The organism is Mycobacterium sp. NGS64, from assembly GCF_059812245.1.
Genome location: NZ_JCALCI010000021.1, coordinates 1 through 23,927, shown reverse-complemented (window position 1 = coordinate 23,927; position 23,927 = coordinate 1). Strand labels below are relative to the sequence as shown.

General features: G+C 67.7%; 20 protein-coding genes and 2 pseudogenes. 14 read left to right on the top strand and 8 right to left on the bottom strand.

What is annotated here, in order from left to right; genetic code table 11:
* The first annotated feature begins 182 nt into the window (after window positions 1-182).
* Window positions 183-881: an ABC transporter ATP-binding protein gene (locus AC5Y4S_RS29430; RefSeq protein WP_500036055.1), complete on the top strand. Its 699-nt coding sequence runs from the start codon at window positions 183-185 to the stop codon at window positions 879-881.
* A complete protein-coding gene (locus AC5Y4S_RS29425; protein ID WP_500036044.1) occupies window positions 878-3,403 on the top strand; it encodes an ABC transporter permease in 2,526 nt (841 codons plus the stop codon). Before AC5Y4S_RS29430 ends, AC5Y4S_RS29425 begins: the two co-directional genes overlap by 4 nt.
* 469 nt (window positions 3,404-3,872) lie before the next feature.
* Here the strand turns inward: AC5Y4S_RS29425 and AC5Y4S_RS29420 are convergent.
* From AC5Y4S_RS29420 to AC5Y4S_RS29395, 6 genes and pseudogenes are all read right to left on the bottom strand, one after another.
* Window positions 3,873-4,368: pseudogene (locus tag AC5Y4S_RS29420) on the bottom strand (PPE family protein); the annotation flags it as partial.
* Window positions 4,369-4,506: 138 nt separating this feature from the next.
* Window positions 4,507-6,102 carry a PE family protein gene (locus AC5Y4S_RS29415; RefSeq protein WP_500036043.1) on the bottom strand — a complete coding sequence of 532 codons (1,596 nt, stop codon included), beginning with the start codon at window positions 6,100-6,102 and terminating at the stop codon, window positions 4,507-4,509.
* A gap of 242 nt (window positions 6,103-6,344) precedes the next feature.
* Window positions 6,345-6,974 carry a class I SAM-dependent methyltransferase gene (locus tag AC5Y4S_RS29410; protein ID WP_500036054.1) on the bottom strand — a complete coding sequence of 210 codons (630 nt, stop codon included), beginning with the start codon at window positions 6,972-6,974 and terminating at the stop codon, window positions 6,345-6,347.
* A complete protein-coding gene (locus AC5Y4S_RS29405) occupies window positions 6,971-7,540 on the bottom strand; it encodes a DUF4389 domain-containing protein (RefSeq protein ID WP_500036053.1) in 570 nt (189 codons plus the stop codon). The genes AC5Y4S_RS29410 and AC5Y4S_RS29405 overlap by 4 nt, the downstream gene beginning before the upstream one ends.
* 41 nt (window positions 7,541-7,581) lie before the next feature.
* The gene (locus tag AC5Y4S_RS29400; protein ID WP_500036042.1) at window positions 7,582-8,802 is read right to left on the bottom strand and encodes an FAD-dependent oxidoreductase; all 1,221 of its coding nucleotides are present in this window, start codon (window positions 8,800-8,802) and stop codon (window positions 7,582-7,584) included.
* Between the two features lie 45 nt (window positions 8,803-8,847).
* Window positions 8,848-9,732, bottom strand: a complete 885-nt coding sequence (locus AC5Y4S_RS29395) for an SDR family NAD(P)-dependent oxidoreductase (RefSeq protein WP_500036041.1) — start codon at window positions 9,730-9,732, stop codon at window positions 8,848-8,850.
* Window positions 9,733-10,245: 513 nt separating this feature from the next.
* Between AC5Y4S_RS29395 and AC5Y4S_RS29390 the strand changes: the two genes are divergently transcribed.
* The 3 genes from AC5Y4S_RS29390 (at window position 10,246) to AC5Y4S_RS29380 (ending at window position 12,305) form a co-directional block, all read left to right on the top strand.
* A complete protein-coding gene (locus AC5Y4S_RS29390) occupies window positions 10,246-11,055 on the top strand; it encodes a SigB/SigF/SigG family RNA polymerase sigma factor (RefSeq protein WP_500036040.1) in 810 nt (269 codons plus the stop codon).
* A gap of 116 nt (window positions 11,056-11,171) precedes the next feature.
* Window positions 11,172-11,810, top strand: coding sequence for a hypothetical protein (locus AC5Y4S_RS29385; protein WP_500036039.1), 639 nt, complete (start codon window positions 11,172-11,174; stop codon window positions 11,808-11,810).
* Window positions 11,811-11,813: 3 nt separating this feature from the next.
* Window positions 11,814-12,305, top strand: coding sequence for a hypothetical protein (locus AC5Y4S_RS29380; protein WP_500036038.1), 492 nt, complete (start codon window positions 11,814-11,816; stop codon window positions 12,303-12,305).
* A gap of 46 nt (window positions 12,306-12,351) precedes the next feature.
* On the opposite strand, the gene AC5Y4S_RS29375 is transcribed toward AC5Y4S_RS29380, so the two are convergent.
* Window positions 12,352-13,470: a sulfite oxidase gene (locus AC5Y4S_RS29375; protein WP_500036037.1), complete on the bottom strand. Its 1,119-nt coding sequence runs from the start codon at window positions 13,468-13,470 to the stop codon at window positions 12,352-12,354.
* Between the two features lie 122 nt (window positions 13,471-13,592).
* On the opposite strand from AC5Y4S_RS29375, the gene AC5Y4S_RS29370 reads away from it, so the two are divergent.
* The 3 genes and pseudogenes from AC5Y4S_RS29370 (at window position 13,593) to AC5Y4S_RS29360 (ending at window position 16,333) form a co-directional block, all read left to right on the top strand.
* A complete protein-coding gene (locus AC5Y4S_RS29370) occupies window positions 13,593-14,534 on the top strand; it encodes a LysR family transcriptional regulator (RefSeq protein ID WP_500036036.1) in 942 nt (313 codons plus the stop codon).
* 43 nt (window positions 14,535-14,577) lie between these two features.
* A pseudogene (locus AC5Y4S_RS29365) lies at window positions 14,578-15,724 on the top strand (serine hydrolase domain-containing protein).
* 288 nt (window positions 15,725-16,012) lie between these two features.
* Complete coding sequence (locus AC5Y4S_RS29360; RefSeq protein ID WP_152531428.1) at window positions 16,013-16,333, top strand: hypothetical protein; 321 nt, start codon at window positions 16,013-16,015, stop codon at window positions 16,331-16,333.
* A gap of 189 nt (window positions 16,334-16,522) precedes the next feature.
* Here the strand turns inward: AC5Y4S_RS29360 and AC5Y4S_RS29355 are convergent, their stop codons facing one another.
* Window positions 16,523-16,999, bottom strand: coding sequence for a nitroreductase family deazaflavin-dependent oxidoreductase (locus AC5Y4S_RS29355; RefSeq protein WP_500036035.1), 477 nt, complete (start codon window positions 16,997-16,999; stop codon window positions 16,523-16,525).
* A gap of 169 nt (window positions 17,000-17,168) precedes the next feature.
* On the opposite strand from AC5Y4S_RS29355, the gene AC5Y4S_RS29350 reads away from it, so the two are divergent.
* The 6 genes from AC5Y4S_RS29350 to AC5Y4S_RS29325 are packed head-to-tail and all read left to right on the top strand — an operon-like array spanning window position 17,169 to window position 23,558.
* The gene (locus tag AC5Y4S_RS29350; RefSeq protein WP_500036034.1) at window positions 17,169-17,861 is read left to right on the top strand and encodes a TetR/AcrR family transcriptional regulator; all 693 of its coding nucleotides are present in this window, start codon (window positions 17,169-17,171) and stop codon (window positions 17,859-17,861) included.
* A complete protein-coding gene (locus tag AC5Y4S_RS29345) occupies window positions 17,858-19,081 on the top strand; it encodes a cytochrome P450 (protein ID WP_500036033.1) in 1,224 nt (407 codons plus the stop codon). The genes AC5Y4S_RS29350 and AC5Y4S_RS29345 overlap by 4 nt, the downstream gene beginning before the upstream one ends.
* Window positions 19,075-20,034, top strand: a complete 960-nt coding sequence (locus AC5Y4S_RS29340; protein WP_500036032.1) for an SDR family oxidoreductase — start codon at window positions 19,075-19,077, stop codon at window positions 20,032-20,034. The genes AC5Y4S_RS29345 and AC5Y4S_RS29340 overlap by 7 nt, the downstream gene beginning before the upstream one ends.
* Window positions 20,035-20,041: 7 nt before the next feature.
* Complete coding sequence (locus AC5Y4S_RS29335) at window positions 20,042-21,205, top strand: amidohydrolase family protein (protein WP_500036052.1); 1,164 nt, start codon at window positions 20,042-20,044, stop codon at window positions 21,203-21,205.
* On the top strand, window positions 21,206-22,450 hold the full coding sequence (locus AC5Y4S_RS29330; protein ID WP_500036031.1) for a M24 family metallopeptidase: 1,245 nt from the start codon (window positions 21,206-21,208) through the stop codon (window positions 22,448-22,450).
* Window positions 22,440-23,558 (top strand): M24 family metallopeptidase, encoded by a 1,119-nt coding sequence (locus AC5Y4S_RS29325; protein WP_500036030.1) that lies wholly within the window; start codon window positions 22,440-22,442, stop codon window positions 23,556-23,558. Before AC5Y4S_RS29330 ends, AC5Y4S_RS29325 begins: the two co-directional genes overlap by 11 nt.
* Window positions 23,559-23,927 lie beyond the last annotated feature (369 nt).

The following is a 23,927-nucleotide window of genomic DNA, read 5'->3' as shown; positions in this document are numbered from 1 at the left end:
CAAACACCTTCCTGCGGTCCGGAGCACAGCGTAGGACGCGGGTCGGCGTTTCACATCCCAAACTCGCCGGGCACGTTCTCTTCTCGCCCCGATGAACCGAACCCGGCTCGGCCTCGTTATCTGAAGTACCAGCGCTATTGGGGTGCGGCGTGAGCGCGGGGAGGATCATGTTTCCACGGGTGCTGACCATCGAGCTGCGCGACGTGGTGCGCGAATACCGGGTCGGCGGCCAGTCCGTGCGGGCCCTCGACGAGATCAGCCTGCGCCTCGAGGGCGGGCACTTCGTTTCGGTGGTCGGGCCGTCGGGCGCCGGCAAGAGCACCCTGCTGCATCTGTTGGGTGCCCTGGACTCCCCCGATTCGGGGTCGATCGAATTCGACGGCGACGAGATCGGCCGGCTCAGCGACGAACAGCAGTCGGAGTTTCGCCACCATCGCGTCGGCTTCATATTTCAGTTCTTCAACCTGCTGCCGACGCTGTCGGCGTGGGAGAACGTCGCGGTGCCGAAGCTGCTCGACGGCGTCCGCCTGGGCAAGGCCAAACCGGACGCGATCCGGCTGCTGGAGCGCGTCGGGCTCGGCAACCGGACCGAGCACAGGCCCGCCGAGCTGTCCGGCGGCCAGATGCAGCGGGTCGCCGTCGCGCGCGCTCTGATGATGGACCCCCCGCTGATCCTCGCCGACGAACCCACCGGAAACCTCGACTCCGCAACGGGCGGGTCGATTCTGGCGCTACTCGGCGAGGTGGCCCACGAGCCCGGCCGCGGCCGGCTGGTGGTGATGGTGACCCACAATTCGGACGCCGCCGCGGCGACCGACCGGGTCATTACGCTGCATGACGGCCGAGTCGGCTCCGACCAGCGTGCGGGGGTCATGGTGTGACACCGGCGTCGGGGATCGCCGCCGCGGCGAGCCGGCTGCGCCTGTTCAGCCTGCGCGAACTCGCGGTGCATCGCCGGCGCACCAGCGCAACCGTCGCCGTAATGGCGGTATCGGCAATGTATCTGGTCGCGGTGTTCGGCATCTTCGGCTCGATCAGCGGATCGGTCAATCGGCTCGCCGACGGCGTCGCGGGCATCGCCTCGTTGGAGGTGTCAGGCATCACCGACGCGGGCTTTCCCGAGACGATCGCCGCCGACGTCGCCGCGGTCCCCGGGGTCGCGACGGCGGCACCGATGATCCGGACGACGGCGTCCACGTCGTCGGGCCCGGTCCTGCTGTTCGGCGCCGACGAGCGCCTGGCCGCCCTGGGCGGCGCGCTCAAGGACGCGCTGAAACCCGGGTCGCCGGGAGCGCCCGGGAATCCCTCCGGCCCAACAGGTCCGGCGGACGCGGTTCGCGTCGGGCCCGGTATCGGCCACGCCAAAGGCGATACGTTCCAATTGGGGTCGCGGTCGGTGACCGTCGGCGAGGTCCTCGCGGGCAAGCAGGTCGCCGCGCTCAACGGTGGGCACTACGTCCTTGCCCCACTTGCCTTGGCGCAGAACATCACCGGTCGCGACGGCCAGCTCGACTCCATCCTGATCACCACCAAACCCGGCGCCCACCTCGCAACGGTCCGCGCCGCGATCACCACCGCCGTGAACGGCCGCGCCATCGTCGCCGACCCCAGCATGCGGGCCACCCGGGCGGGCGACGGGGTCAAGCTGATGAACTACATGGCCCTGATGGGGGCGATGGTCGCCCTGATGGTCGGCGCCTTCCTGATCTACACGACCATGACCATGGCGATCAGCCAACGGCGGCCGGTCATTTCGATGCTGCGCGCGATCGGCGGCCGCCGCGTCACCATCGTCCGCGACATGCTCGCGGAGGCCGCGATCCTCGGTGTCATCGGCGGGGCGCTCGGCTCGGCCCTCGGCATTCTCCTGGGCCGCATCGCGATTGGCCGCTTGCCGCCGGCGATGACGCAAGGGCTAGAGGCCTGCATCGAGTACTGGCTGCCCGGCTACGCGATACCGGCGGCCCTCGCGGCGACCGCCCTCACCAGCGTCGTGGCATCGGCGATGGCTGCGCGGCAGGTGTACAAGGTCGCACCCATCGAGGCGCTGGCGCCCGTCGGGGTTTCGGCCGCGGACCGCGTGCCGCGGTGGCTGCGCGTCGCGAGCGGGGTTGGCGCCGTCGCGGTCTTCGCCGTCTCCATCGCCGTCGTCGTCGACCAGCGGGGCATCCTCGCGTTCGTCGCGATGGCGGCGGTGTTCTCCGCCGAGATAGCGCTCGGATTCGCGCTCAGCGCACCGATCGTCAACGTCACCGCCGCGACGGCCCGGGTGTTCGGCTCCGTCGGGGCCCTTGCGGCTGCGACCATCGAGCGCGCGCCGCGACGGGTGTGGGCAACGGTGATGACGGTGCTGATCGCGGTCGTCACCACCGTCACCATCACGGGCACCAACGCCGACATGATCCGTTCGGCGCGGGGCATCTTCGCGCCGGTCGCCGACGTCCCGGTCTGGGTGAGCGCGAACTCCCCCGACAGTTATCCCACGGATGCTCTGCCGCAAGGCCTTTCGCAGAAGGTGGCCGGGTTGCCGGGCGTCCGGCACGTCACCGAGGGCGCGCTGGGATTCGCCGAAGTGGGTGGCACCCGGGTGATGCTCGACGGCTTTTCCCCGGGCACAGCCGACCCGCTGTACCGCGCGCTCAACCCACGGATCCGCGACCAGGTGCTCGCCGGCGGGGGTGTGGTGCTCTCCCAGAACCTGGGCAAGACGCTGCACGTTCGGGTCGGCGAGCAATTGCGGATGCAGACACCGCACGGCGTGCGGCAGGCAACGGTGCTGGCGCTGGTGCCGTACTTCTCGACCGTCATCGGGACGGTCGGGATGGGCCTCGACCAACTGCGCGGGTGGTTCGACCGCCCGATCACGACCACACTGGAGGTCACCGCGGCGCCCGGCGTGGACGCCGGTCGCCTCCTCGCCGACGTGCGTCGCGCGGTGCCCGGCCCGAACTACGTGTACGACGGCCGCGCCAAGCTGGCGGGGCTGGAGGCCCCGATGCACCAGAGCATGTTCATCGCAAACGCCGTATGGATCATCGTCGTGTTGGTGGCCGCGGTCGCGCTGCTCAACACACTGACGCTCTCGGTGCTGGAGCGGCGCCGCGAACTCGGCGTGCTGCGGGCGATGGGATCCAGCCGACGGTTCACGTTGGGGATGGTATTGGCCGAGGCGACTGGCATCGGCGTCGTCGGCGGCGTGCTGGGCCTTCTGTTCGGGTTGACGGACCAATGGCTTTTCAGCCTCGTGAGCGGCGACATGATGAACTTCCAGGTCACCTTCCGTCCCAGCTGGATGGCGGGTGCGTTCACGCTCGGCGCGCTGGCGATCAGCCTGCTCGGCTCGGTGCCGCCGGCCCGGCGCGCGGCACACCTCAACATCATCGATGCCGTCAGCGTCGAGTAGGCGACCAGCAGGACTCGCGCCGAGATTGCCGTCAAGGCTGTGATCCGGCGCCGATCACGACCATGACGGCAATCTCGGGGCGGGCACTCCCCTCCGGTACCCGCGGACGCTCAGAGGCCGAGCGGAAGCAGCGCGGTAAACAGCGGGGCTATGGGATCCGTGATGGGAAGGGCGAACGAACCGTTCAGGAACGGGGCCACCGGACTCTGGAACGTCAGGATCGTCTGCCCGACCGCACCCATGCCCGTTGTCGGCTCAGCCCCGGAGGTCGCCGAAGCCGTGAAGAGCGGGCTCGCGAAATTAGCCGCAACAAAGTGGTTGTCGTCAGGGTCGGCAATCGCCGTGGCGGTCAACAGCCCGCCGAAATTGGTGGTTTGGCTCATGAAATCCGGGTCGCCGGCGACCGGATTGGTGACCGGGCTGAGGCCCAGCGCCGACGCGAGCTGGGTGGCGAGGTTATGCAACGGCGCCAGCGCCGCGCCGGCGGCCGAGGCACCGGAGTGATAGCCGACCATCGCGGCCACGTCCTGGGCCCACATCTGTTCGTACTCGGCCTCGGCGGCCGCGATCGCGGGCGCGTTCTGCCCGAAGAGGTTCGACATCACCAACTGTACGAACCCGTTCCGGTTCGCCGTGACTTGCAACGGATGGACCGTGGCCGCCAGGGCCGACTCGAACGCTCCGGCCACCGCGCGGGCCTGCCCGGCCGCGCCCGTCGCCTGGCTCGCCGCCGCGCTCAACCACCGGGTGTAAGGGGCCGCCGCGGCCGTCATCGCCGCCGCCGCCGGACCTTGCCACGCCTGCTGAGTCAGACCCGACGTGACCGACGAAAACGACGACGCCGCCGACCCTAACTCGGAGGCCAAACCATCCCAGGCCGCCGCCGCTTCCAGCATCGGACCGGAACCCGCGCCCGAGAACATTCGCGCCGAATTGATCTCCGGTGGCAATACCGAGAAATTCATGACCACAGTCCCTTCCCTGAGGGCCGCGACAATGTGCCGGCGCAGTCATCACCGACAACACGCAGCGTGTAGAACGACACGAAATAGGGACCGGATTAGTTCAATGCCGCTCCGGACACGGCATCCGGGTTGGGCAACCTATGCAGCGGGCGTGATCGCCAGCGCGAGCTGCTCGGGCGCGAAGACCAGCAGGGCGGTAGCGAGCCCACTGGTTGGCGTGCCCAGGACGAGAACGTCCAGCGGGAGTTGGGTGTTGTTGATGAGAGCCGCGGCGACGTTGCTCGCCGAGACCGCCAAACCGGTACCTGTCGCGGTTCCGGTTATCACGCCCGTTATCGGGGTTTCCGGCACGAGAATTCCATCAAGCGGGATGTCGAAGTCAGCGTTGCCGTTCGTGAACGACAGGGTCCCTAAAAGGACGCTGTTGCCGAGGTTTGTGCTGAAGGTTGGCAGTGGAATTGACAGCGATAGGGTCGTTTGCCCATTGAGGAAGGCATCGGTGACGACGGCCGGGGCGTCGACGAGTGTGCCGACCGCGCCGGCCATGTTGCCGGTTTGCAACTCGCCGACGAATTGCGATGCGGTTGCCGACACTGCGCCGAATGCGTTGACCGGCGCGCCCACCGCGTCGATGAGAAGCGCCGCCGGCAGCCCGATGTCCGTCGTAAGCGTGGCACTGAGACCGCCGGTCCCGAGCCCGAGAAGCGCGGTTGCGCTGACGGACGTGTCCGTGAGCGTATTGACCACGTTGGTGAAATTCTGCGAGACCTGTGCCGGAATGGTGGCGGGTGGCAGCAGGTTGGTGAAGTCCTGAGCCACCAGGCCCGGAATGGTGAGGATCGGTAACAGGTCTCCCAGGCTTCCCGCCGGGGTGACGGTGATGGCGATCCCGGGCGGAACAAGGGGATCGCCGGTTTCGGTCGTATCCACGCCGGTGAAGAACAGATTCAGGAAGCCCTGCGCGATATCGTTCACCGCGCCGTTGACGTTCCCCGCCATCAGTGCCCGTAAGGCGGATTGGAAGGCCGCCGGCAATTGCTCCAGTCCGACGACGAAGTCATGGGCAGCGTTCTGCAGAGACGTCGCGATGATGTGGGCGTAGGCCAATTGGTTCGCGATGATCTGCTGCACGAGAGGGGCCGGGTCGAAGGCCAGCAGCGCCTGAATGGCCGCCTGGATGTTCGCCGGCAGGCTCGCCAACACAGCGGGAAGATTCTGGAGCACGTGTTCGGCGGCTGCGGCGATCGTCTGCGCGTAGCCGATCTGGTTGATGAGGAACTGGCGCAGGAATGGCGCCGGGTTGGCGGCGATGGCGCCCCCGAGTGTTTGCAAGTTCGCGGCTGTGTTGGCGAACAGCGTTTCGTAGGGCCCGGCAATCGACGAAAACCCGGTGCCCGCGGCCGGCGTTAGCGCACGAACACCACCCTGCAACGCGGCCTCCAACTGCGAAACGGTGGCGGCCTCGGTGCTCGCATACGCGGCAGCACTGGCGCCCAGCACCTTCGAGAATTCTTGATGAAACGCCGCTGCCTGCGCACTCAACGCCTGAAACGCCTTCCCGTGCGAGACAAATAACGCCGTAACCGCCGCCGACACCTCATCCCCGGCCGCGGGCAGCAAAGCGGTCGTCGGAGCCGCCGCTGCCGAGCTGGCCGCGCTGATCGTTGACCCGATGTTTTTCACATCCGTCGCCGCCACGGTCACGATGTCCGGCGCCGCGATTACAAATGACATGTCCTGCCCCAGTCGCCCGATGCTGCAGATTTCACCTGATGGCGTCAGGTGAGGTTGCTCGATGGGCCGCCACCGTCAAGGGCACAGTCCCGGACGCCGCACGGCTCACCGGGCTTGATTACGCGAGCCTACAACTCGGTGACCCAGCTGACATAGGAATGAGCGATCAATTCGCGACGGACTGGTGGCCCCGACTGCCACCCCTGGGAAAGTTCGGCTATGCCAACCGCTTCCGCGAATTTTCAAGCGTTGCCGTCGATCGCGGTGGCGAAGCCCTGCAGATGCGGTTTGCAGGGGAACGGCACCGGCGTCCGGATGCTGCGCAGCCCAGAGGTATCGAAGCCGGCCACGGCGATGGCATCCACGGTTCGGCGGTTGGGATGGCAGCCGGCGGCAAACCACGACCATGGCCCCGCGACCAGGTCCTGCAGCCGGCCCATCGCCCCGTCTCCGCGGACATGCTCGAGCACCACCAACCTGCCCCTCGGGACCAGGACCCGCCGGATCTCCCCCAGCGTGGCCGCCACGTCATCGACCGAACACAGCACCAGCCCGATGTGGACCGAATCAAAGCTGTTGTCCGGGAAGGGAATCGACTCGCCCGTGCCGTCCACGATGTCGACGGCAAGTCCGTGGCGGTCCGCTACGCGCGACGCCATCCGCCGAAATGCGGCCACCGGCTCCACGGCGGCGACCGACGTCACTGCCTCCGGCACGAACTTCAAATCGGTCCCCGGTCCCAGGCCGACCATCAGCAGCCGGCCGGTCGCGTGGGCGAGCGCCGCTCGACGATATCGGTTGTAGAAGAGCCGGTCGAAAATCGGCTGACCGAACCGATATATGTATGGGAACAAAGGATTTTCGCGCGTTATCTGCCACCTAAATCCAGCCGGAACGGCGGGTATTCGTCCCTCATCAACGATACATACGCCGCCACCCGGTAGCGCCACCGAACGATCCCCATGAGCAGGTCGAACATGCCGGGGTGGATGGACCCTTTGCACAGCAACCAGGCCGCGTTGATGACGCAAAGCACCTGCAGCAGCGGCTCCATCGCCCAGCACAGCACTATCTGCGGGAGCCCCAGCAGCCACCACTTCACCAGCACCGCCGAATTGGCGAGGCGCTCCGGGTAGTCGATCACCAGGTCACCGGGATAGTCGGGCCGCGACGCCAGCGTGAAGGGCGGGTATTTGTCGGTGCTGTTCATCGGGAAGCGGTAGTTCATGACCCGCCACGACCAGCGCAGCACCCCGACGTTGAAGTCGAATATCGGACGGGGATAGCGCCCCGTGAACAGGATCGCCACGCCGGCAACGATCGTCAGCAGCGGATACACCAGATAAAGAAGGATCAATATCGGGTAGTGCGGGACGGCCAGCACGCACCACTTGACGAGCCAGAGCCAGCGTGAGGGCGCCTCCAGATCGCCGCGCACCCGCACCGGACCGTCGGTACCGCGCACCATCGCCGCCGCGTTCACCGGCGGCCCGCCGCGATCGGCATCGCCGTCCCGAGGCGGCGATCGATCGCCGCCGACAGCCGGCGGTGACTCGTGCACCGCAGAAACGTGGTCAGCATCCAGGTGTGTACCCGGTCGGGAATCATCGTGGCCGGCCACAACACCGACTCACCGTGGGCCACCTGTAGCGACGCGACCCGGGACACAGCGCCGACCCGTCGACGCCGGGCCTTCTCGTACCGGCGCAGGGCGGCGCCGATTTCCTTGGACCGATCCTCGGCGCCGCCGTTGACCCGGACATCCGAGAGCTCCCGGCACAACACCATGGTGTCGAGCAGCGCCTGATTGGTTCCCTGCGCGAGCGTGGGCGGCATGGTGTGGGCGGCGTCCCCCAGCAATGTCACCGGACCGGCGCCCAGCGGGCGAAGCGTCGGGTGCCGAAAGTGCGGGTAGGGCGAACCCTCCAGGTCCTCTTCGGTCAGTCTGCCCAGGACCAGGTCGACGGTGTCGGACCACCCGGAAAAATTCGACCGGATCTGGTCGATCGCACGGCGGGGCCTGACGAAATCGCGGGACCAGGGCAGGTCGAACCACCACTGGACATCGCAACCTCCGGCCGGCCACACGCCGGTGTTGCCGCGCTCGCCGATGACGATCATCGCCACCCGCTTGTCGACGATCCCGGGAAGGGTGACGAGTCCCTGCCAGCTGCACCACCCCGTCGGTTCGGCGGCGGGGGCGCCGACGACACCGCGCACGACGGAGTGCAGGCCATCGGCGCCGACGACCAGGTCGCCCCGGGCCACGCTGCCGTCCTCGAATTCGACGCGGACGCCATCGGGGTTCGTCGCGACCCGCGCCGCGCGGGAGTTGCCTCGGATGCGATCGGTCGGGAAGCCGTCCAACAGCCTCTCCACCAGCACGCGGCGGGGAACCATCCGTACGGGTGCGCCCAGGCGGTCCACCATCGCGTTCACGTCCAGGCTCGCCAGCTGGCGTCCCCGAGAGGTGAGCACCTGCACCCGGGAGAGCAGCTGACCGGCGCCGTCCATGTCGACACCCAGCTGCCGCAGCACCGCCTCGCCGTGGGACCAGGTGGTCACCGCCCCACCGCCGGCGCGCGTGTCTTTGCGCTGGTCGAAGACCGTGACGTCGTGGCCGTCTCGCAGCAGTCCGCGCGCAACGGAGATCCCGCTCACGCCGGCGCCGATGACAAGTATCCGAAGCGGGCCCGTCACTTCATTGGATACGTGCCCGAGCGCCCATCGGTTCAACGAACCCGGTCACTTCGGCGCCGGCCCGCCGACCATCTTGTGCAGTTCCTCGACCGACCACGGTTGGGCGTCGTGGTGATCGCGGTAGGCAAGCACGCGCGGCGTCGGCCGGTCGAAGCTGCCGACGAATCCGCCCGCGGCCACGAAGATCTGGCCCGTCACACCGCGCGACAAGTCGCTGGTGAGGTAGGCATAGAGCGGGGCGACGAACGCGGCCGGGGCGCTGTCGAGCGAGGCTCGCATCGTCACCTCGTCGAGCAACCCGCGGCGGTGCAGGTCCGCGATGTGCTCTTCGTACTGGGTACCTGTGGACAGCCGCGTCCGGGCGCCGGGGCACACCACGTTGGCCCGTACGCCGTGGGGTTTCAGTTCCGCCGCGATGGCCATCGTCAGCGCGTTGACGGCACCCTTGCCCGCCGGGTAACCCGTGCCGCCGTAGTCGCCGAGAAACGCCACCGAGCCGGTGTTGACGATCGATCCATGCCCCTGCGCCGCCATCACGCGGGCCGCGACCCGGCACGTGTGAAACGCCGTGCCCAGGTGCCCGCTGATCAGGCGGTCGAATTCCTCCGGTGAAATGTTCAGGATCGACGAGCCGGGGGGCTCGGCGATCCCGGCGCAATTGATCAGCGCGTCCAGCCGGCCGTACGTGTTCACGCACGCGTCGACGAGCTCGCTGGCGGTGCGCTCGTCGTCCGCTGCCCCGGCCACCGGGGTGACCCGTCCACCGGCGTCCGAAATCGCCGCGGCGGTCTCCGCCACGGCGCCGGGGTCCCGCCCATTGACCACCACGCCGGCGCCCAATTCGCACAGCAGTTCGGTGACCGCACGTCCGATGCCGCGGCTGCCGCCCGAGACCACCACGCCGCGCCCGTCCAGCATCGGATCAGTCATCAGCGCGCGCTTCGGAATGCCCTGTGCGAGTGGTCTTCTCGCCGTCGATCAAAAGCCGGTGCCCAGGGGTCGCAAACATGTGCCGAACAGTACCCAGGCACTTGGGGAATGAGAAGCCCGTGACTGGGGCGCCTCCGGGCTATCCGCCACCATTACCCGCACCCGGACGACCAGCGCCAAGGCGTCTCGCGGCGCCGGTCAGCTGAGCGATCGCGGGTGCGTCCGATGGGGCGTATAGTCCTTAGTGAAGTCCGTTCCTGGACAGGTCGCCGTTTAGCTAAAAGCGGTTAGTCAGCCGCACTGCTGCTGAGCGTGGCGTGGCTCCGGCGAAAACACTCCGGTCACCCCTCGTTGTTGCTTCGTGCGCTGATCACCGACTTCTCCGGGCGGATACAGGTGTAGCGGAGGCGACTGTGCGCATATCCTGCGATGCCGCGCTGCACACGACCCAGAAAGTGGGCCAATAATGCAAATCCCTTCCCCCGCAAATCTTTTCGCGACACGTTCTAGCCGATGACCGGCGTAGCGACGCCCGCACGACCTACTCGACCAGCCAGAACCCAACCGGACGACTCCTACGACGACGTTGTCGAGATGTTCGTGGTGCTGCGCCGGCTGCCGGCGGAATCCCACGAGTACGGCCGCCAGCGCGAACGCATCGTCGCTCGATGCCTACCGCTGGCGGACCACGTGGCCAGCCACTTCGCCCGGCGCGGAGAAGGTCTCGACGACTTGACTCAGGTCGCGCGTCTCGGGCTGATGAACGCCATCAACCGGTTCGACCCGGACAAGGGGCCCAGCTTCATCGGTTTCGCGGTTCCCACCATGATGGGTGAGGTTCGGCGGTACTTCCGCGACTACAGCTGGGGCATGCGGGTGCCACGACGCCTGCGTGAACTGCATGTCCAAATCAGCCGCACCACCAGCGATTTGGCGCAGAAGCTGGGTCGAGCACCCACCGCCGGTGAGCTGTCTGCCGTGCTGGAGGTCCCGCGCGAGGAAATCATTGAATGCCTGGTCGCCGGCGATGCCTACCGGCTCGACTCACTGGACGCACCCCTCGGCGCCGACGGCTCCGGCAAGCCCCGCCTGGTCGCCGATGCGGTCGGCGACGTCGATCCGCAAATCGAGCACATCACGAACCGCGAAGCCGTGCGTGCCATCGTGGGTGCGCTCCCCGAGCGGGAACGTCAGGTGCTGCACATGCGGTTCTTCGAGTCGATGACCCAAAGCCAGATCGCCGAGCGGATCGGCGTGTCGCAGATGCAAGTCTCTCGCATCCTGGCCCACACCCTGCGCTGCCTGCGCGACCAACTGGAGTAGGTCGCTGGCTACCGGCGCGGCCCGGCGGGACCTTCGGTGACACCTGGCGATGTACTGTGCGATTCGGGAACGGGTCGACTGTGTCGCCAGAATGAGCCTGGAAGGAGCGCGATGCGATGAGGGTTTCTCGGACGTCTCGGACCGTAGTCGCCGGCGTTGCGCTGGCCACGGCGCTGACCGTGGCGGTGGCCGGCTGCGGCAACAAGTCGGGAACTGCCACGTCCTCGACGTCGAAGCCAGGCTCGTCCGGCCCGGCGTCGAGCAGCGGCAGCGCGGCGCCCACCTCGGCGCCCGCAGCACCGGCAACCGACTACACGGGGCTGCTGATCAAGGCGACCGATATCAACGCGCCGATCCAGTTCAACGCCGGCCCCCCGACCAACAACCCGAACGGCCAGCCCGGCGCCGCCATAACCTTCAGCACCGACGACAACAGCCACGTCATCAAAGACACCATCCAGGTGCTCGCGGACCCCGGCGCCGCCACGAACGCGCTGAACGCGGCCAAGGGCGCGCAGGGCAACAACATCAAGAACCCGAGCACGCAACCGTTCAACGTCGGAACCGGCGGAACGACCGTGTCCGGGAACTCGCCGGACAACTCCAAGGGCGTCTTGGTCCTGATGTTCACCGAGGGCAAGGCGTTCGTCACGCTCGAATTCGACGGCCCGGTCGACTCGCTCCCGCCGCAGGACTTCGTCACCGACGTGGCCCAGAAGCAAGACGACGCCGTGAAGAAGGGGCTTGGCGGCTGACGCATGAACGTCGTCAACGGCCTGCCCGCGCATGCCCTATGGCTGCATGTGGTGGTGGTACTGGTGCCGCTGACCGCCGTCCTCGAAATCGTGTGCGGCCTGTGGCCGGCGGCCCGGCGGGGCCAGCTGATGTGGCTCACGCTGGCGCTGGCCGCCGCGACGATGGTGGTCACGCCCATCACCGTCAACGCCGGCGAGTGGCTCTATGACCTGAGGAAAAAGCCGAGCCCCATCCTGCAGGAACATGCCGAGCGGGGCAGCACCATGGTTTATTTCGCCGCCGCCATGCTGGTGGTCGCGGTCGGGCTCGTGGTGCTGCGCGTGATCGAACGCCGATCCGCCAAGCGCCGCGTGGTCGCCCATGTCATCGCCGCGATAATCGTTCTCGCCGTGGGTATCTCGTCGACGATTCAGGTCTACCGCACGGGCGACGCGGGTGCCCAATCGGTGTGGGGCGGCGAGATCGCGCGGCTGAAGAAATCCAACGGGACTTAGCCGCGGCACCCATGGCGGCGACCCGCTTCGCCCGGCTCCGCCACCCTCACTCCACGCTCAGCGCGACGCGCGCCCACGCGTTGTTGGCGTATCCGCGCGGGTTCCACAGCGACGCCGCCGACTCGGGCTGCGCGGCGCCGGTGTCGTCCCAAGCGCGTGCGGTGATGCGCAGCGGCCCCGGAGCGGCGTCTATGACCAGCGACCACAGCCGCCACGACCATTTGCTGCGCGCGCGATGCAGGTCGGCCCGCCTCCAGGTGAGTCCGTCGTCGAGGGACACATCGACGCGTTCGACGCTGCGGCCGTCGCCGGCGATTCCGTAGCCGCGGATGGTCAACGGGCCCCGAGACACGCGGTCGCCGTCGGTGGGATCGAGAATGTCGCAGTTCAGCGCCAATGACGACAGCGCGATGCCCTCGCCCGCGGCGGCGGCGTCGGGGTCGGCGTCCGGGGGCAGGATGCGGTAGTCGTGCGCCTGGAAGTAGTTGTCCGACGGACCGTGTTGCACGGTGACGGCGGTGACCCATTTGACGCTGCGCGCGCCGATGTATCCGGGCACCACCACCCGGACCGGACCGCCGTGGGCGCGTGGTAGCGGTTCGGAGTTCATCTGCCACGCCAGCAGAACTTCCGGCGCCATGGCCTTAGCCAGGGGGATCGAGCCGCCGTAGGGCTGGGCGGGGCGTGCTTCCCGGGCGACGTCCGGGGCTTGGAACGCCACGTGCAACCCGTCGTCCTGGCGCGCGCCGGCGGCCGCGAGGACGTCCGCCAGCCGGACACCGCGCCATTCGGCCGTCGAGATCGCCCCGTGCGCCCACGGATCCTTGCCCGGTATGGGCCGCACCTGCAGCATCTCGGCGCGTCGATTGCCCGCGCATGCCAGGGTGGCCACCACATCGTGCTGCTCGAATTCGGTCGTGAGCTGCTCATACGTCAACACGAGGGGGCTTTCCACCATGCCGTTGACCGTCAGCCGCCACTGCTGCGGCGCGATATCGGGAAACTCACCGTGGTTGCGGGCATAGAACGCGTCAATCGGCGTGATGTCGCCGGCGGCCAGTACCGCGGGCGGCGGTTCGGCGTTGTACGGCAGGCGTCCGCGCACGATCATGTCGTCCCGCTTGCCCCACAACGGTGCGGCCGGGGCGATGGCGCTCGTCGTCATATAAGCAATCTTTCCCGAGTCGAGCAGCCGCGGCCAGGGGGATGAATTTTGTGGGGTCACAAGCTTTACTTGTGACAGGCACAGATCTCACAAAGCCGCCTTGTGTCCGCCGGAGGATCGTCATGCCGCTCAGCACCCACATGCCCGACCTGTCCGCATTCGAGATTTTTACGGCGATCGCCCGGACCGGCAGCCTGGCCGCCGCGGGCCGGGAATTCGGGCTGACGCAGCAGGCCATTTCGGCGCGGCTGGCATCGATCGAGGCGCAAACCGGCATCGCATTGGTCGTGCGTACCCCGCGCGGTTCGCGGCTGACGCCCGCCGGAGTGGTGGTCGCCGAGTGGGCGGATCGGCTGCTCGACGTCGCCCAATACGTCGACGCGGGGTTGGCATCACTGCGATCGGAAAGGCGCAAGCGCGTCAAAGTGGCGGCCAGCCTGACAATCGCCGAACAGCTCATGCCGCGCTGGCTGGTATCGCTGCAGGTTGCGCTGGGCAGGTTGGGCGCCACGCCGCCCGAAGTAATCATGACCGCGACCAACAGCGACCAGGTGATCGCCGCCGTGAGCGACGGCAAGGTCGATCTCGGATTCATCGAAACCCCGTACGCGCCAAAGGGATTGCGCACACGGGTGGTCGGCCACGACGACCTCGTGCTGATCGTTGCCGCCGATCACAAGTGGGCGCAACGGCAGCGACCGATCAGCGCGGCGGAACTGAGTAGTACACCGCTGGTGACCCGCGAACCGGGATCGGGGACACGTGATTCGTTGACCGCGGCGCTCCGCCACGCCCTGGGCGACTCCACACGACAGGCGGACCCGGTCCTCGAACTGTCCTCCGCCGCCGCGGTGCGCGCCGCCGTCGCGGCGGGCGCCGGACCCGCCGTGATGAGCCGGTTGGCCGTCGCCGACGACCTGGCGATCGGACGGCTGCGCACAGTGGAAGTCCCGGAGTTGAACCTGCGACGCCAACTGCGCGCCGTCTGGGTGGGCGGCCGCACGCCACCCGCCGGGGTGGCGCGGGACCTGCTCTCGCACATCACCAGCCGGGCCGCCGGTTAGCACCCTTGCCGCAGCCTGCACCGTCGCATATGTTCCGTTCGTGGTGACGAGCGTAGTTCACGGACGTTGCGAAGACAGCTTCGACAAGGTCCGGGCCGCGCTGGCCGACAACATCGCCTCCGGCGAAGAGGTCGGCGCGTGCATCGCCATCGACATCGACGGCGAAACCGTCGTCGACATCTGGGGCGGTTTCACCGACGCGGCGCGCACCACCGCCTGGGCCGAGGACACCATCGTCAACGTGTGGAGCTCCACGAAGACGGTGACCAGCCTGGCCGCCCTGATGCTCATCGACCGTGGCCTGATCGAACCGACCGCACCGGTGGCCGAGTACTGGCCGGAATTCGCGGCGAACGGCAAGCGGGACATCCAGATTCGCCACATCCTGTCGCACACATCCGGTGTCGGGCTGGGACTTACCTTTCACCACCGAGGAAATGTACGACTGGGACAAAGCCACGGCGGCCCTGGCGGCGCAGGCGCCGTGGTGGGAGCCCGGAACCGCCTCGGGATATCACGCCCACAATCAGGGCCATCTCATCGGTGAGCTGATGCGCCGGGTGACGGGGCAGTCGCTCAAGGCGTTCGTCCGCGACGAAATCGCCGGCCCGCTAGGCGCCGACTTCCAAATCGGTGCGGTGCGTGCCGATTACGACCGGATCGCTGAGATCGTCCCGCCGCCGCCCCTGGAGCTGCCACTCGAGGCGCTCCCCGAGGACAGCCCGATGCGCAAGACCTTCAGCGGGCCGCCGCCCAACGCCGAGGCCGCCAACACGCCGGCCTGGCGCGACGCCGACATGGGTGCCCTGAACGGGCACGGGAACGCGCGGTCGCTGGCCGCGATCCTGTCGGTGATTTCGTTGGGCGGCAAGGCTCGTGGGGTTCGGCTGCTCAAGCCCGAGACCGTCGAGCTGATCTTCGAAGAGCACGCCAGCGGTGTCGATCTCGTGCTGCCGTCACCGCTGCGGTGGGGCCTCGGGTACGCGCTTCCCCAAAAGGACGCGCTTCCCTACGTTCCCGACGAGAAGATCTGCTTCTGGGGCGGGTGGGGCGGCTCGATGGTGCTGATGTGGCCCGACCGCAAGGCCACCGTCTCCTACGTCATGAACAAGATGGGGCCGGGCGTTCTCGGTTCGGACCGCATGGCGATGTACGGGAAGCTGATCTTCGACGCGCTCGGGCCGGGCTGATGGTGGCCCGCCGGGGCTCCGGCATCAACGGGCCTACCTTCGGCAACCAAGACCGCTCCCGCGTCACCTACGACAGCAGGCGAGGGCCGGTTTAGCGGTGACATAATCCTGCCGCCCAGGCAGGTGGCTGTCTGCGGACTGGTAGGTGATGACATCAGCGTATTTGAACGATGCAGATCCCTTGCAGCGCAGGGGATTGTGCACGGTTGCCGCGGCGGATATGGTCAAGAAGTTCCAACCACATGACAGTCCCAACCCAACCACGGAACTCCAACGAGGGGGTACACCGTGAGACAACCAGAACTAACCAGCCTCATCGGCCTGCGCGACAGTGACGGCGATCAGCTACACCTCGTTCGCCTCGATCGGGCCAATGGCTCCCGCAGGTATCTGATGGCAATCGGTCAGGAGAGGGTGTTCCTGACTCCCGGCGATCTGGATCGGCTGAGCACCGTCATCCGGTGCGAAGTAGGTGGCCGGAATGATGATCTGAAGGCCGCGTTTAGGTTCCTCGCCCACGCAATCTGGCTCCTGATCATCGTCGCGGTGTCGTCGCTCCTCGCGTCCGCACTCACCGGGCCATTGTTTGCGTACCCCTGGTCGAACTGAAGTCATTCGGTGAGTGGACTCCGATTCTTCGGCAAAGACGACGACGGACGGCTCCAGAGGGGACGTTGCTGATGTTCACCTCGGGCAAGGCGTTCGCCGAGCTCGCACTCGTACCCCCGGACCTCGTGTCCGGCGTGGGTCTCAAGCAAGACGCCGCGATCAAGAACGGGCTGGCGGGCTGAACGCCGGTCAGCCGGTCGGCGTGAGCAGAAACAGGCGGAACTGGCGCCCGCCGGCGCGGTCTTGGGCGATCTGATAATTCGGCCAGTGCGCGACCACCCGGGCCCATGCCTCATCGCGCTCCTCGCCGCTGAGCAACCTCACCTTCGCGACGAAACGGTGCCCGCGCCTGCGCACGGTAACCCGTTGCGTCGCTTTGAGATTCGCCGTCCACGACGGGTGCCGTGCGAGGCCCCAATTGGACCCGACCACGATCAGCGAATCCCCGTCGGGAACGCACTGCACGGTGGCCGTGCGGGCCAGGCCCGTCTTGCGTCCGGAGGTGGTCACCTGGATGTTGGGCACGCCGGTGAGGTCCAGGACGCCGACGCGTCCGTTGGTTGCGAACCGGAGGAAGGCTTCGGCCCCCTGGGCGACGGGTCGCCCCCTCAGGATCAACCACCGGTATGCCGTCGGGCTTCGCGCCACCCGCTGCAGCGGATTCACACGCGTACTGTAGTCCGACCCAGGAACCTACGCCGCGACCGACAATCGCCGAGCCGGTAAATCCGCAGGGGAAGTACGGATGCAGGCCTGCAGAACTACAGGCTCGGCGCGTTGTCGGATCTCGGGCCCGCGGGCGTTAAATAAATGGCTTGATTTAACGTGGGGCGCGGTGTTCACTGGGGCGATGACCGCCCAGAGGATGGCTCGCTCCGACAGGTCGACGGGCACTCGCGAGGCGATCTTGTCGGCCGCAGAGGTGTTGTTCGCCGAACGTGGCATGTATGCCGTCTCCAACCGCCAGATCAGCGAGGCGGCCGGGCAGGGCAACAACGCCGCCGCGTGCTACCACTTCGGAACCAGGACCGACCTGCTCCGGGCGATCGAAAGCAAGCACCGCGAACCGATCGAGCAGCTGCGCGCGCAGATGCTGGCGGAGATCGGCGAATCGACGGAGCTTCGGGATTGGGTCGGCGCGCTGGTGCGCCCGCTCACCGACCACCTGGCCGCGCTGGGCACCCCCAGCTGGTATGCGCGGTTCGCCGCCCAGGCGATGGCCGACCCCACCTATCGCCACGTTGTCACCAAGGATGCGCTGACGTCGCCGCTGCTGGTGCGGACGATCGACGGCATCAACCGCTGCCTGCCCGAGCTGCCCAAGCGGGTGCGCTTCGAGCGAATCTCGATGGTCCGCAACATGCTGATGCACACCTGCGCGGAACACGAGGGCGCGCTGGCCGAGCACGGGCCACGGTCGCGTTCGAGCTGGCCGGTCGCCGGCGAGGGGCTGATCGACGCGATCGTCGGCCTGTGGCGCGCGCCGGTGCACGTGAACGCCGCGGACGACAACCGAGGAGCAGGATGACCGATACCACGACCGCACCCGACGTTCCGCAGTTTCCGATGACGCGGGCGCCGGGTTGTCCCTTCGCGCCGCCGCCGGAAGCCTTGGCGCTCAACGACACCAAGCAGTTGAGCAGGGTCCGGATCTGGGACGGCAGCACCCCCTGGTTGATCCACGGCTATGACGCGATCCGCGCGTTGTTCACGGACTCGCGCACCAGCGTCGACGACCGGCTGCCGGGTTACCCGCACTGGAACGAGGGCATGTTGGCGACGGTCCACACCCGGCCCCGATCGGTCTTCACCTCCGACGCCGAGGAACACACCCGGTTTCGCCGGATGCTGTCGAAACCCTTCACCTTCAAACGCGTCGAAGCGCTGCGCCCGGCGGTGCAGAAGATCGCCGACGAGCGCATCCACGCCCTGCTGGCCGGTCCCAATCCCGGTGACATCGTCAGCACCCTGGCGCTGCCCGTGCCGTCGCTGGTCATCAGCGAGTTGTTGGGCGTCCCCTACGAGGACGCGGACTTCTTCCAGGAGCAAGCCCAACGGGGCACGGGGCGATACGCGACCGAAGAGGACACGGCCAAAGGGGCCGCCTCGCTGGCGAAATACCTCGCCAACCTGATTCGCGCCAAAATGCAAAGCCCGTCTGAGGATTTGGTGTCCGACCTGGCCGAGCGGGTCAACGGCGAGGAGCTCAGCGTGCGCGAGGCGACGCAGTTGGCGCTCGGCGTGCTGATCGCCGGTCATGAGACCACCGCGAACATGATCAGCCTGAGCGTCGCGGCGTTGCTGGAGCACCCCGAGCAGAGGGCGCTGCTGCGCGACACCGACGACCCGAAGGTGATCGCCAACGCGGTCGAGGAACTGATGCGGTACCTGAGCATCATCCAGACGGGTCAGCGTCGAATCGCCGTCGAGGACATCGAGATCGGCGGCGAGACCATCCGGGCCGGCGAGGGCATCATCCTCGATGTCGCGCCGGCCAACTGGGATCCCCGGCAATTCCCGAACCCGGATCGGCTGGACCTATTGCGCGAGGACGGCGCCCACGTCGGGTTCGGCTACGGCCGCCACCAGTGCGTGGGCCAGCAACTGGCCCGGATGGAACTCCAGATCGTCTTGCCCACCCTGCTGCGCAGGATCCCGACGCTGCGGTTGGCCGTGCCCCTTGAGGAGCTTCCCTTCAAACACGACACCCTGGCCTACGGCGTGTACGAGCTCCCCGTGACATGGTGAAACCCGACCTGTCCCTTGACGTGCCCGATCTGTCCGGCAGCTGCGCGCTCGTCACGGGAGCGAACAGCGGGCTCGGGCTGGGCCTGGCGAAGAGGCTCGCGGTCGCGGGTGCCGACGTCGTCATGGCGGTTCGCTGCCGGACCAAGGGCGAGGCCGCAATCGCCGAAATCCGTAGGGAGGCGCCGCGGGCCAAGCTGACCATCAGGCATCTGGACCTGTCATCGCTGCGCAGCGTGGCGGCGCTGGGTGAGGAGCTCGTCGCGGAGGGCCGGCCGATCGACATCCTGATCAACAACGCCGGCGTCATGACGCCGCCCCAGCGCCAGGAGACGCGCGACGGCTTCGAATTGCAGTTTGGCACAAACCATCTGGGTCACTTCGCGCTGACCGGACACCTGCTGCCGGTGCTGCGCGCGGCAAAATCCGCGCGGGTGGTGACCGTCAGCAGCATCGCCGCAACCCAGCGAAACCTCGACTTCAGCGATCCCAACGCCCAACATGGTTACCGACCCATGCGCTCCTACGGAATGGCCAAGCTGGCGCAACTGATGTTCGCGATGGAACTGGATCGGCGCAGCCGCCTCGGCGGTTGGCGCCTGATGTCCAACGCGGCGCATCCCGGGCTGAGCAAGACCAACCTGCTCAGCGGCGCCTCCTACGGGCGCGACAGGCCGACGCTGCAGGCCCGGCTCACCCGGCTGACCTGGCGGCTGCTGCCGTTCATGTGGCTCGACGTCGACGAGGGCATCAAGCCCACGCTCTACGCGGCGGTGTCACCGGACGCGCGCGGCGGCACCTATTACGGGCCGCGCGGCCTGTACGAAACCGCCGGGGGCGGAGTCGCCCTGGCCGGAGTCCCCGGTTCGGCGCGCAGCGAGGCCGACATGGCGCGGCTGTGGCGGATGTCCGAACAACTCACCGGTGTCACGTACCCGGGATCGTATGCGGAGTGAAGGGACGATGATGTCGAGCCAGACCGTGTACCCCGAGGGCGTGATCGGCGCACCCAAACACCGACACGGCCGCGCCGCGGGATCCGTCACCGGCCTGCCCGCCGGCACGGAAGTGTTCTCGGCCGACAACCACATTTCCGTCGCCGACGACATCTTCTACGAACAATTCCCGGACGACCTGAAGGATCACGCCCCCCGGATCTGGTACGAGGACGGGGCTTACCTGCTCGGGCGCCCGGGCCAATCCATGGTGGTCGGCGATTTCAGCGCGGTGCTCATGCAGTACGACGACCTGGCCGGCGCGGTCAGCCGCAACATCGACGCCCGGGTCCGCGAACTCGCCGACGACGGGGTGGACAAGGAATTGGTGTTCCCCAACGCGGTGCTGGCGTTGTTCCACTATCCCGACAAGGACCTGCGGGAGCGCATCTTTCGCATCTACAACGAACACATCGCGGCCGTGCAGGACCGCTCTGGCGGCCATTGCTACGGCGTCGGCCTGATCAACTGGTGGGATCCACGCGGCACCCGGCGCACGCTGACCGAGCTGAAAGCGCTCGGGCTCAAGACATTTCTGATGCCGATCAGCCCCGGCAACGACGACAACGGCCGCGCCATCGACTTCTCCGGCACCGCGATGGACGCCGTGTGGGACGAGATCGAGGATGCCGGGCTGCCGGTCGCCCACCACATCGGCGAAAGCCAGCCCAAGGTTCCCAGCGAGGTCAACAGCGTCGCCGTCGCGATGATGGTCAACATCGACTCGTTCCGGGAGATGTTCTCCAAGTACATCTTCGGCGGCATCCTCGACCGCCATCCGCGGTTGCGCGTCGGCTGGTTCGAGGGTGGCATCGCCTGGGTGCCGCCGGCGCTGCAGGACGCCGAGCACGTGCTGGCCTCGTATCGGCACATGCTCAAGGACCACCCGCGGCGCGACATCCGCTACTACTGGGACAACCACATGTGCGCCTCGTTCATGGTCGACGGCCTGGGGCTCGACCAGATCGGGGAGATCGGCATCGATAAGGTGATGTGGTCTTCCGACTACCCGCACAACGAAAGCACTTTCGGCTACTCGGAGCGGTCGCTGGCCGCGGTTGTCGACGCGGTGGGCCCCGACGACGCCATGCGGGTGGTCGGGGGCAACATCCGGAACTTCTTAGGCATCTAGATGACCAACGCACTCAGCGCCCGCGGCTCGGTCATCGACATTCCGGACGAGCCGGACTTCATCCGAATGCGTGCCGAGACCGGCGCGCGGCTGCGCGCCGCGATGGCCGACCACGGCGTCGACGCGCTCGTCCTGCTGATGAACGGCTATGTCGGGTACGCGACGGGCGCCAGCTGGGCGTTGATCGACGCGGGCCTCTCGCACGTCGAGCGGCCGGTCGCCGTCGTGCTGGCCGACGACGAGCACCCGCATCTGTTCATGCCGTTTCGCGCCGGGGCGTCCCTGGAGCCTCGCGATCCGCCGGTGCCCGACGACCACCTGCACGGTCCGGTCTATCTCGAATCCGACCGGGGCGTAAAGGATTTCGCTCGGACACTGGCGGGGCTGATCCCGCGGGGCGCGACGGTGGCCGTCGACGAGCTCACCGGCGCGATGCGACGGTCGGCGGCCACTCTGTTTCCCGGCGGCCCGCCGTCGGACGCGGCGATCGTGCTCGGCGCCGCGCAATTGGTCAAGACACGGGACGAGTTGTCTTGCCTTCGCCGGGCCTGCCGGATCACCGAACAGGCGGTGGTCGACGTGCAAGCGGCGTTGGCGCCGGGCGTACGGCAGATCGATCTGTCGGCCAAGCTGGTTCGGCGCGCATTTGAGCTTGGCGCCACCACCAACATGCTCGAGGCCATCTGGCAGGTGATGCCCAGCTCGCGGGAAGCCGGGGTGTGGACGACCCACGGCGACCTGGCGTTGCCGCTGCTCCCCTCGGCCCGCGAGCTGGCCGTCGGTGACGTGCTGTGGACCGACATCAGCATCAGCTACGCCGGATACTGCTCGGACTTCGGGCGCACCTGGGTGGTCGGCCAACAGCCCTCGCCACGGCAGCAGGATCAATTTCGGCAATGGTGGACGATCCTGGACGCGGTGCTGCAGGTGACCAAGGCAGGCGTCACGTCGGGCGACCTGGCGCGTGCGGCGATCGCCGCCAACGGCGGCCGCAAGCCCTGGCTACCGCACTTCTACCTGGGCCACGGCATCGGCACCTACCCCGCCGAGGCACCCATGATCGGAACGGACCTCGGCGAGGAGTTCGACGACAACTTCGTCTTTCCGCCCGGCATGGCGCTGGTCCTCGAGCCGGTGGTGTGGGAGGACGGCACGGGCGGCTACCGCAGTGAGGAGATCGTGGTGATCACCGAAGACGGCTACACGCCGATCACCGACTACCCCTACTCCCCTTATGGCGACTGAGATTTCGCCCGACCCGCTGCGATTGCGGACGGGGCGTCGGGAACGGGCGCTGGCCCAGATGGACGCACACGACCTCGACATCCTGGTGTTGGGGCGGCAATCCAACATTCGCTACGTGACCGGCGCGCCGCAGCTGTGGATTGCCGGGACGCGGCCGTTCGGTCCGATGTGCGTCGTGGTGCGCGCCACCGGTGACATCTACCTCAACAGCACCGATGACGAGGGCGTCCCCGAGGAGATTGGTCACGATCACCTCTACGGGTTGGCCTGGAACCCGATGACCCTGATCGACGTACTGAAGAAGATCGACGGCGCCGAAGCGGCGCGCCGGGTCGGAACGGACGCCATCACACCGACTTTCGCGGCCTTGCTGCCGGAGGCCTTCCCGAACGCCGAGCTGGTCGACGCCGAGCCGGCGATGCGGTCGGCGCGCCGCGTCAAGACGCCCGACGAGGTAGCGGCGATGGGCCCGGCGCTTCGGGTGGCGGAACATGGACTCGCCGCCGCCGTCAAGGAATTGCGGCCCGGGGTGTCCGAGCAGGCGCTCGCCGGGGCCGCGCTGGAGGCCATGGCCGCGGGCGGCGTCAGCACGCCCGCCACCCAGGACGTCGCATGGGTGACCTCGCGCGAGCACCCCTGGCGACGCGGCGATCGCGAGGTACGGTCCGGTGACCTGGTCGCCTTCGCCGCTGGTGCGCTGGCGGACGGCTACGTCGGTGAGGTGGGCCGGACGTGGCCGGCGGGTGACGCGGCCGACGCCTCGGCCAGGAAGCTGTTCGGACGCTCGGATGCGTTGTTCGACAAGATGATCGCGGCCTGTCGACCCGGTGCATCCGCGACCGGGCTGCTAACCGCCTATCGGGTGGCCGGCGAGCCGATACCGCCGATGCCCGTCGCGCACGGCTTGGGATTGGGTTTCGATCCGCCCGTCGTCTCCGAAACCCTCGCGGCGGCAGGCGAAGACGACCGCCTCGATGCCGGGATGGTGCTGGCGATCACCGGCTATGTGTGGCAGGAGGGTGTCGGCGCGGTTCTACGCCGCGACACCGTCCACATCACCGACGCCGCGCCAGAGGTGCTGACCGGCAGCCCGTCGTGGGGTGTGTGACGGCCGCTGGCCGACCTGCGGATTTCGCCCGTGTGTGCAAGGGTAGCGACATGAAGACGAGAGTATTGATGGCCACGTTCGGTGCTGCCGCGGCCTTGGCGGCCGGTGTCATGTGGACCGCACCATCGGCCTCCGCTGATACCCCCTATTGCAACTCGCTTCCCCCCAGGGACGCTCGTGAGTGCAACTGCGGGTTCGACTTCGCCCCGGGCAGTCAGGAGCTCCATGATTGCCTGTACGGAAATCCGGCCCCAGCACCCAAACCCTGATCTGCCTGGCGGGCGACGCCTGATCGAAAACTGCCTCCCGTCAAACGGGTTCGTCGTCGTCGGTGTTGCGGAGGAATCGTTCGGGGTGGTGGTAGGGGTT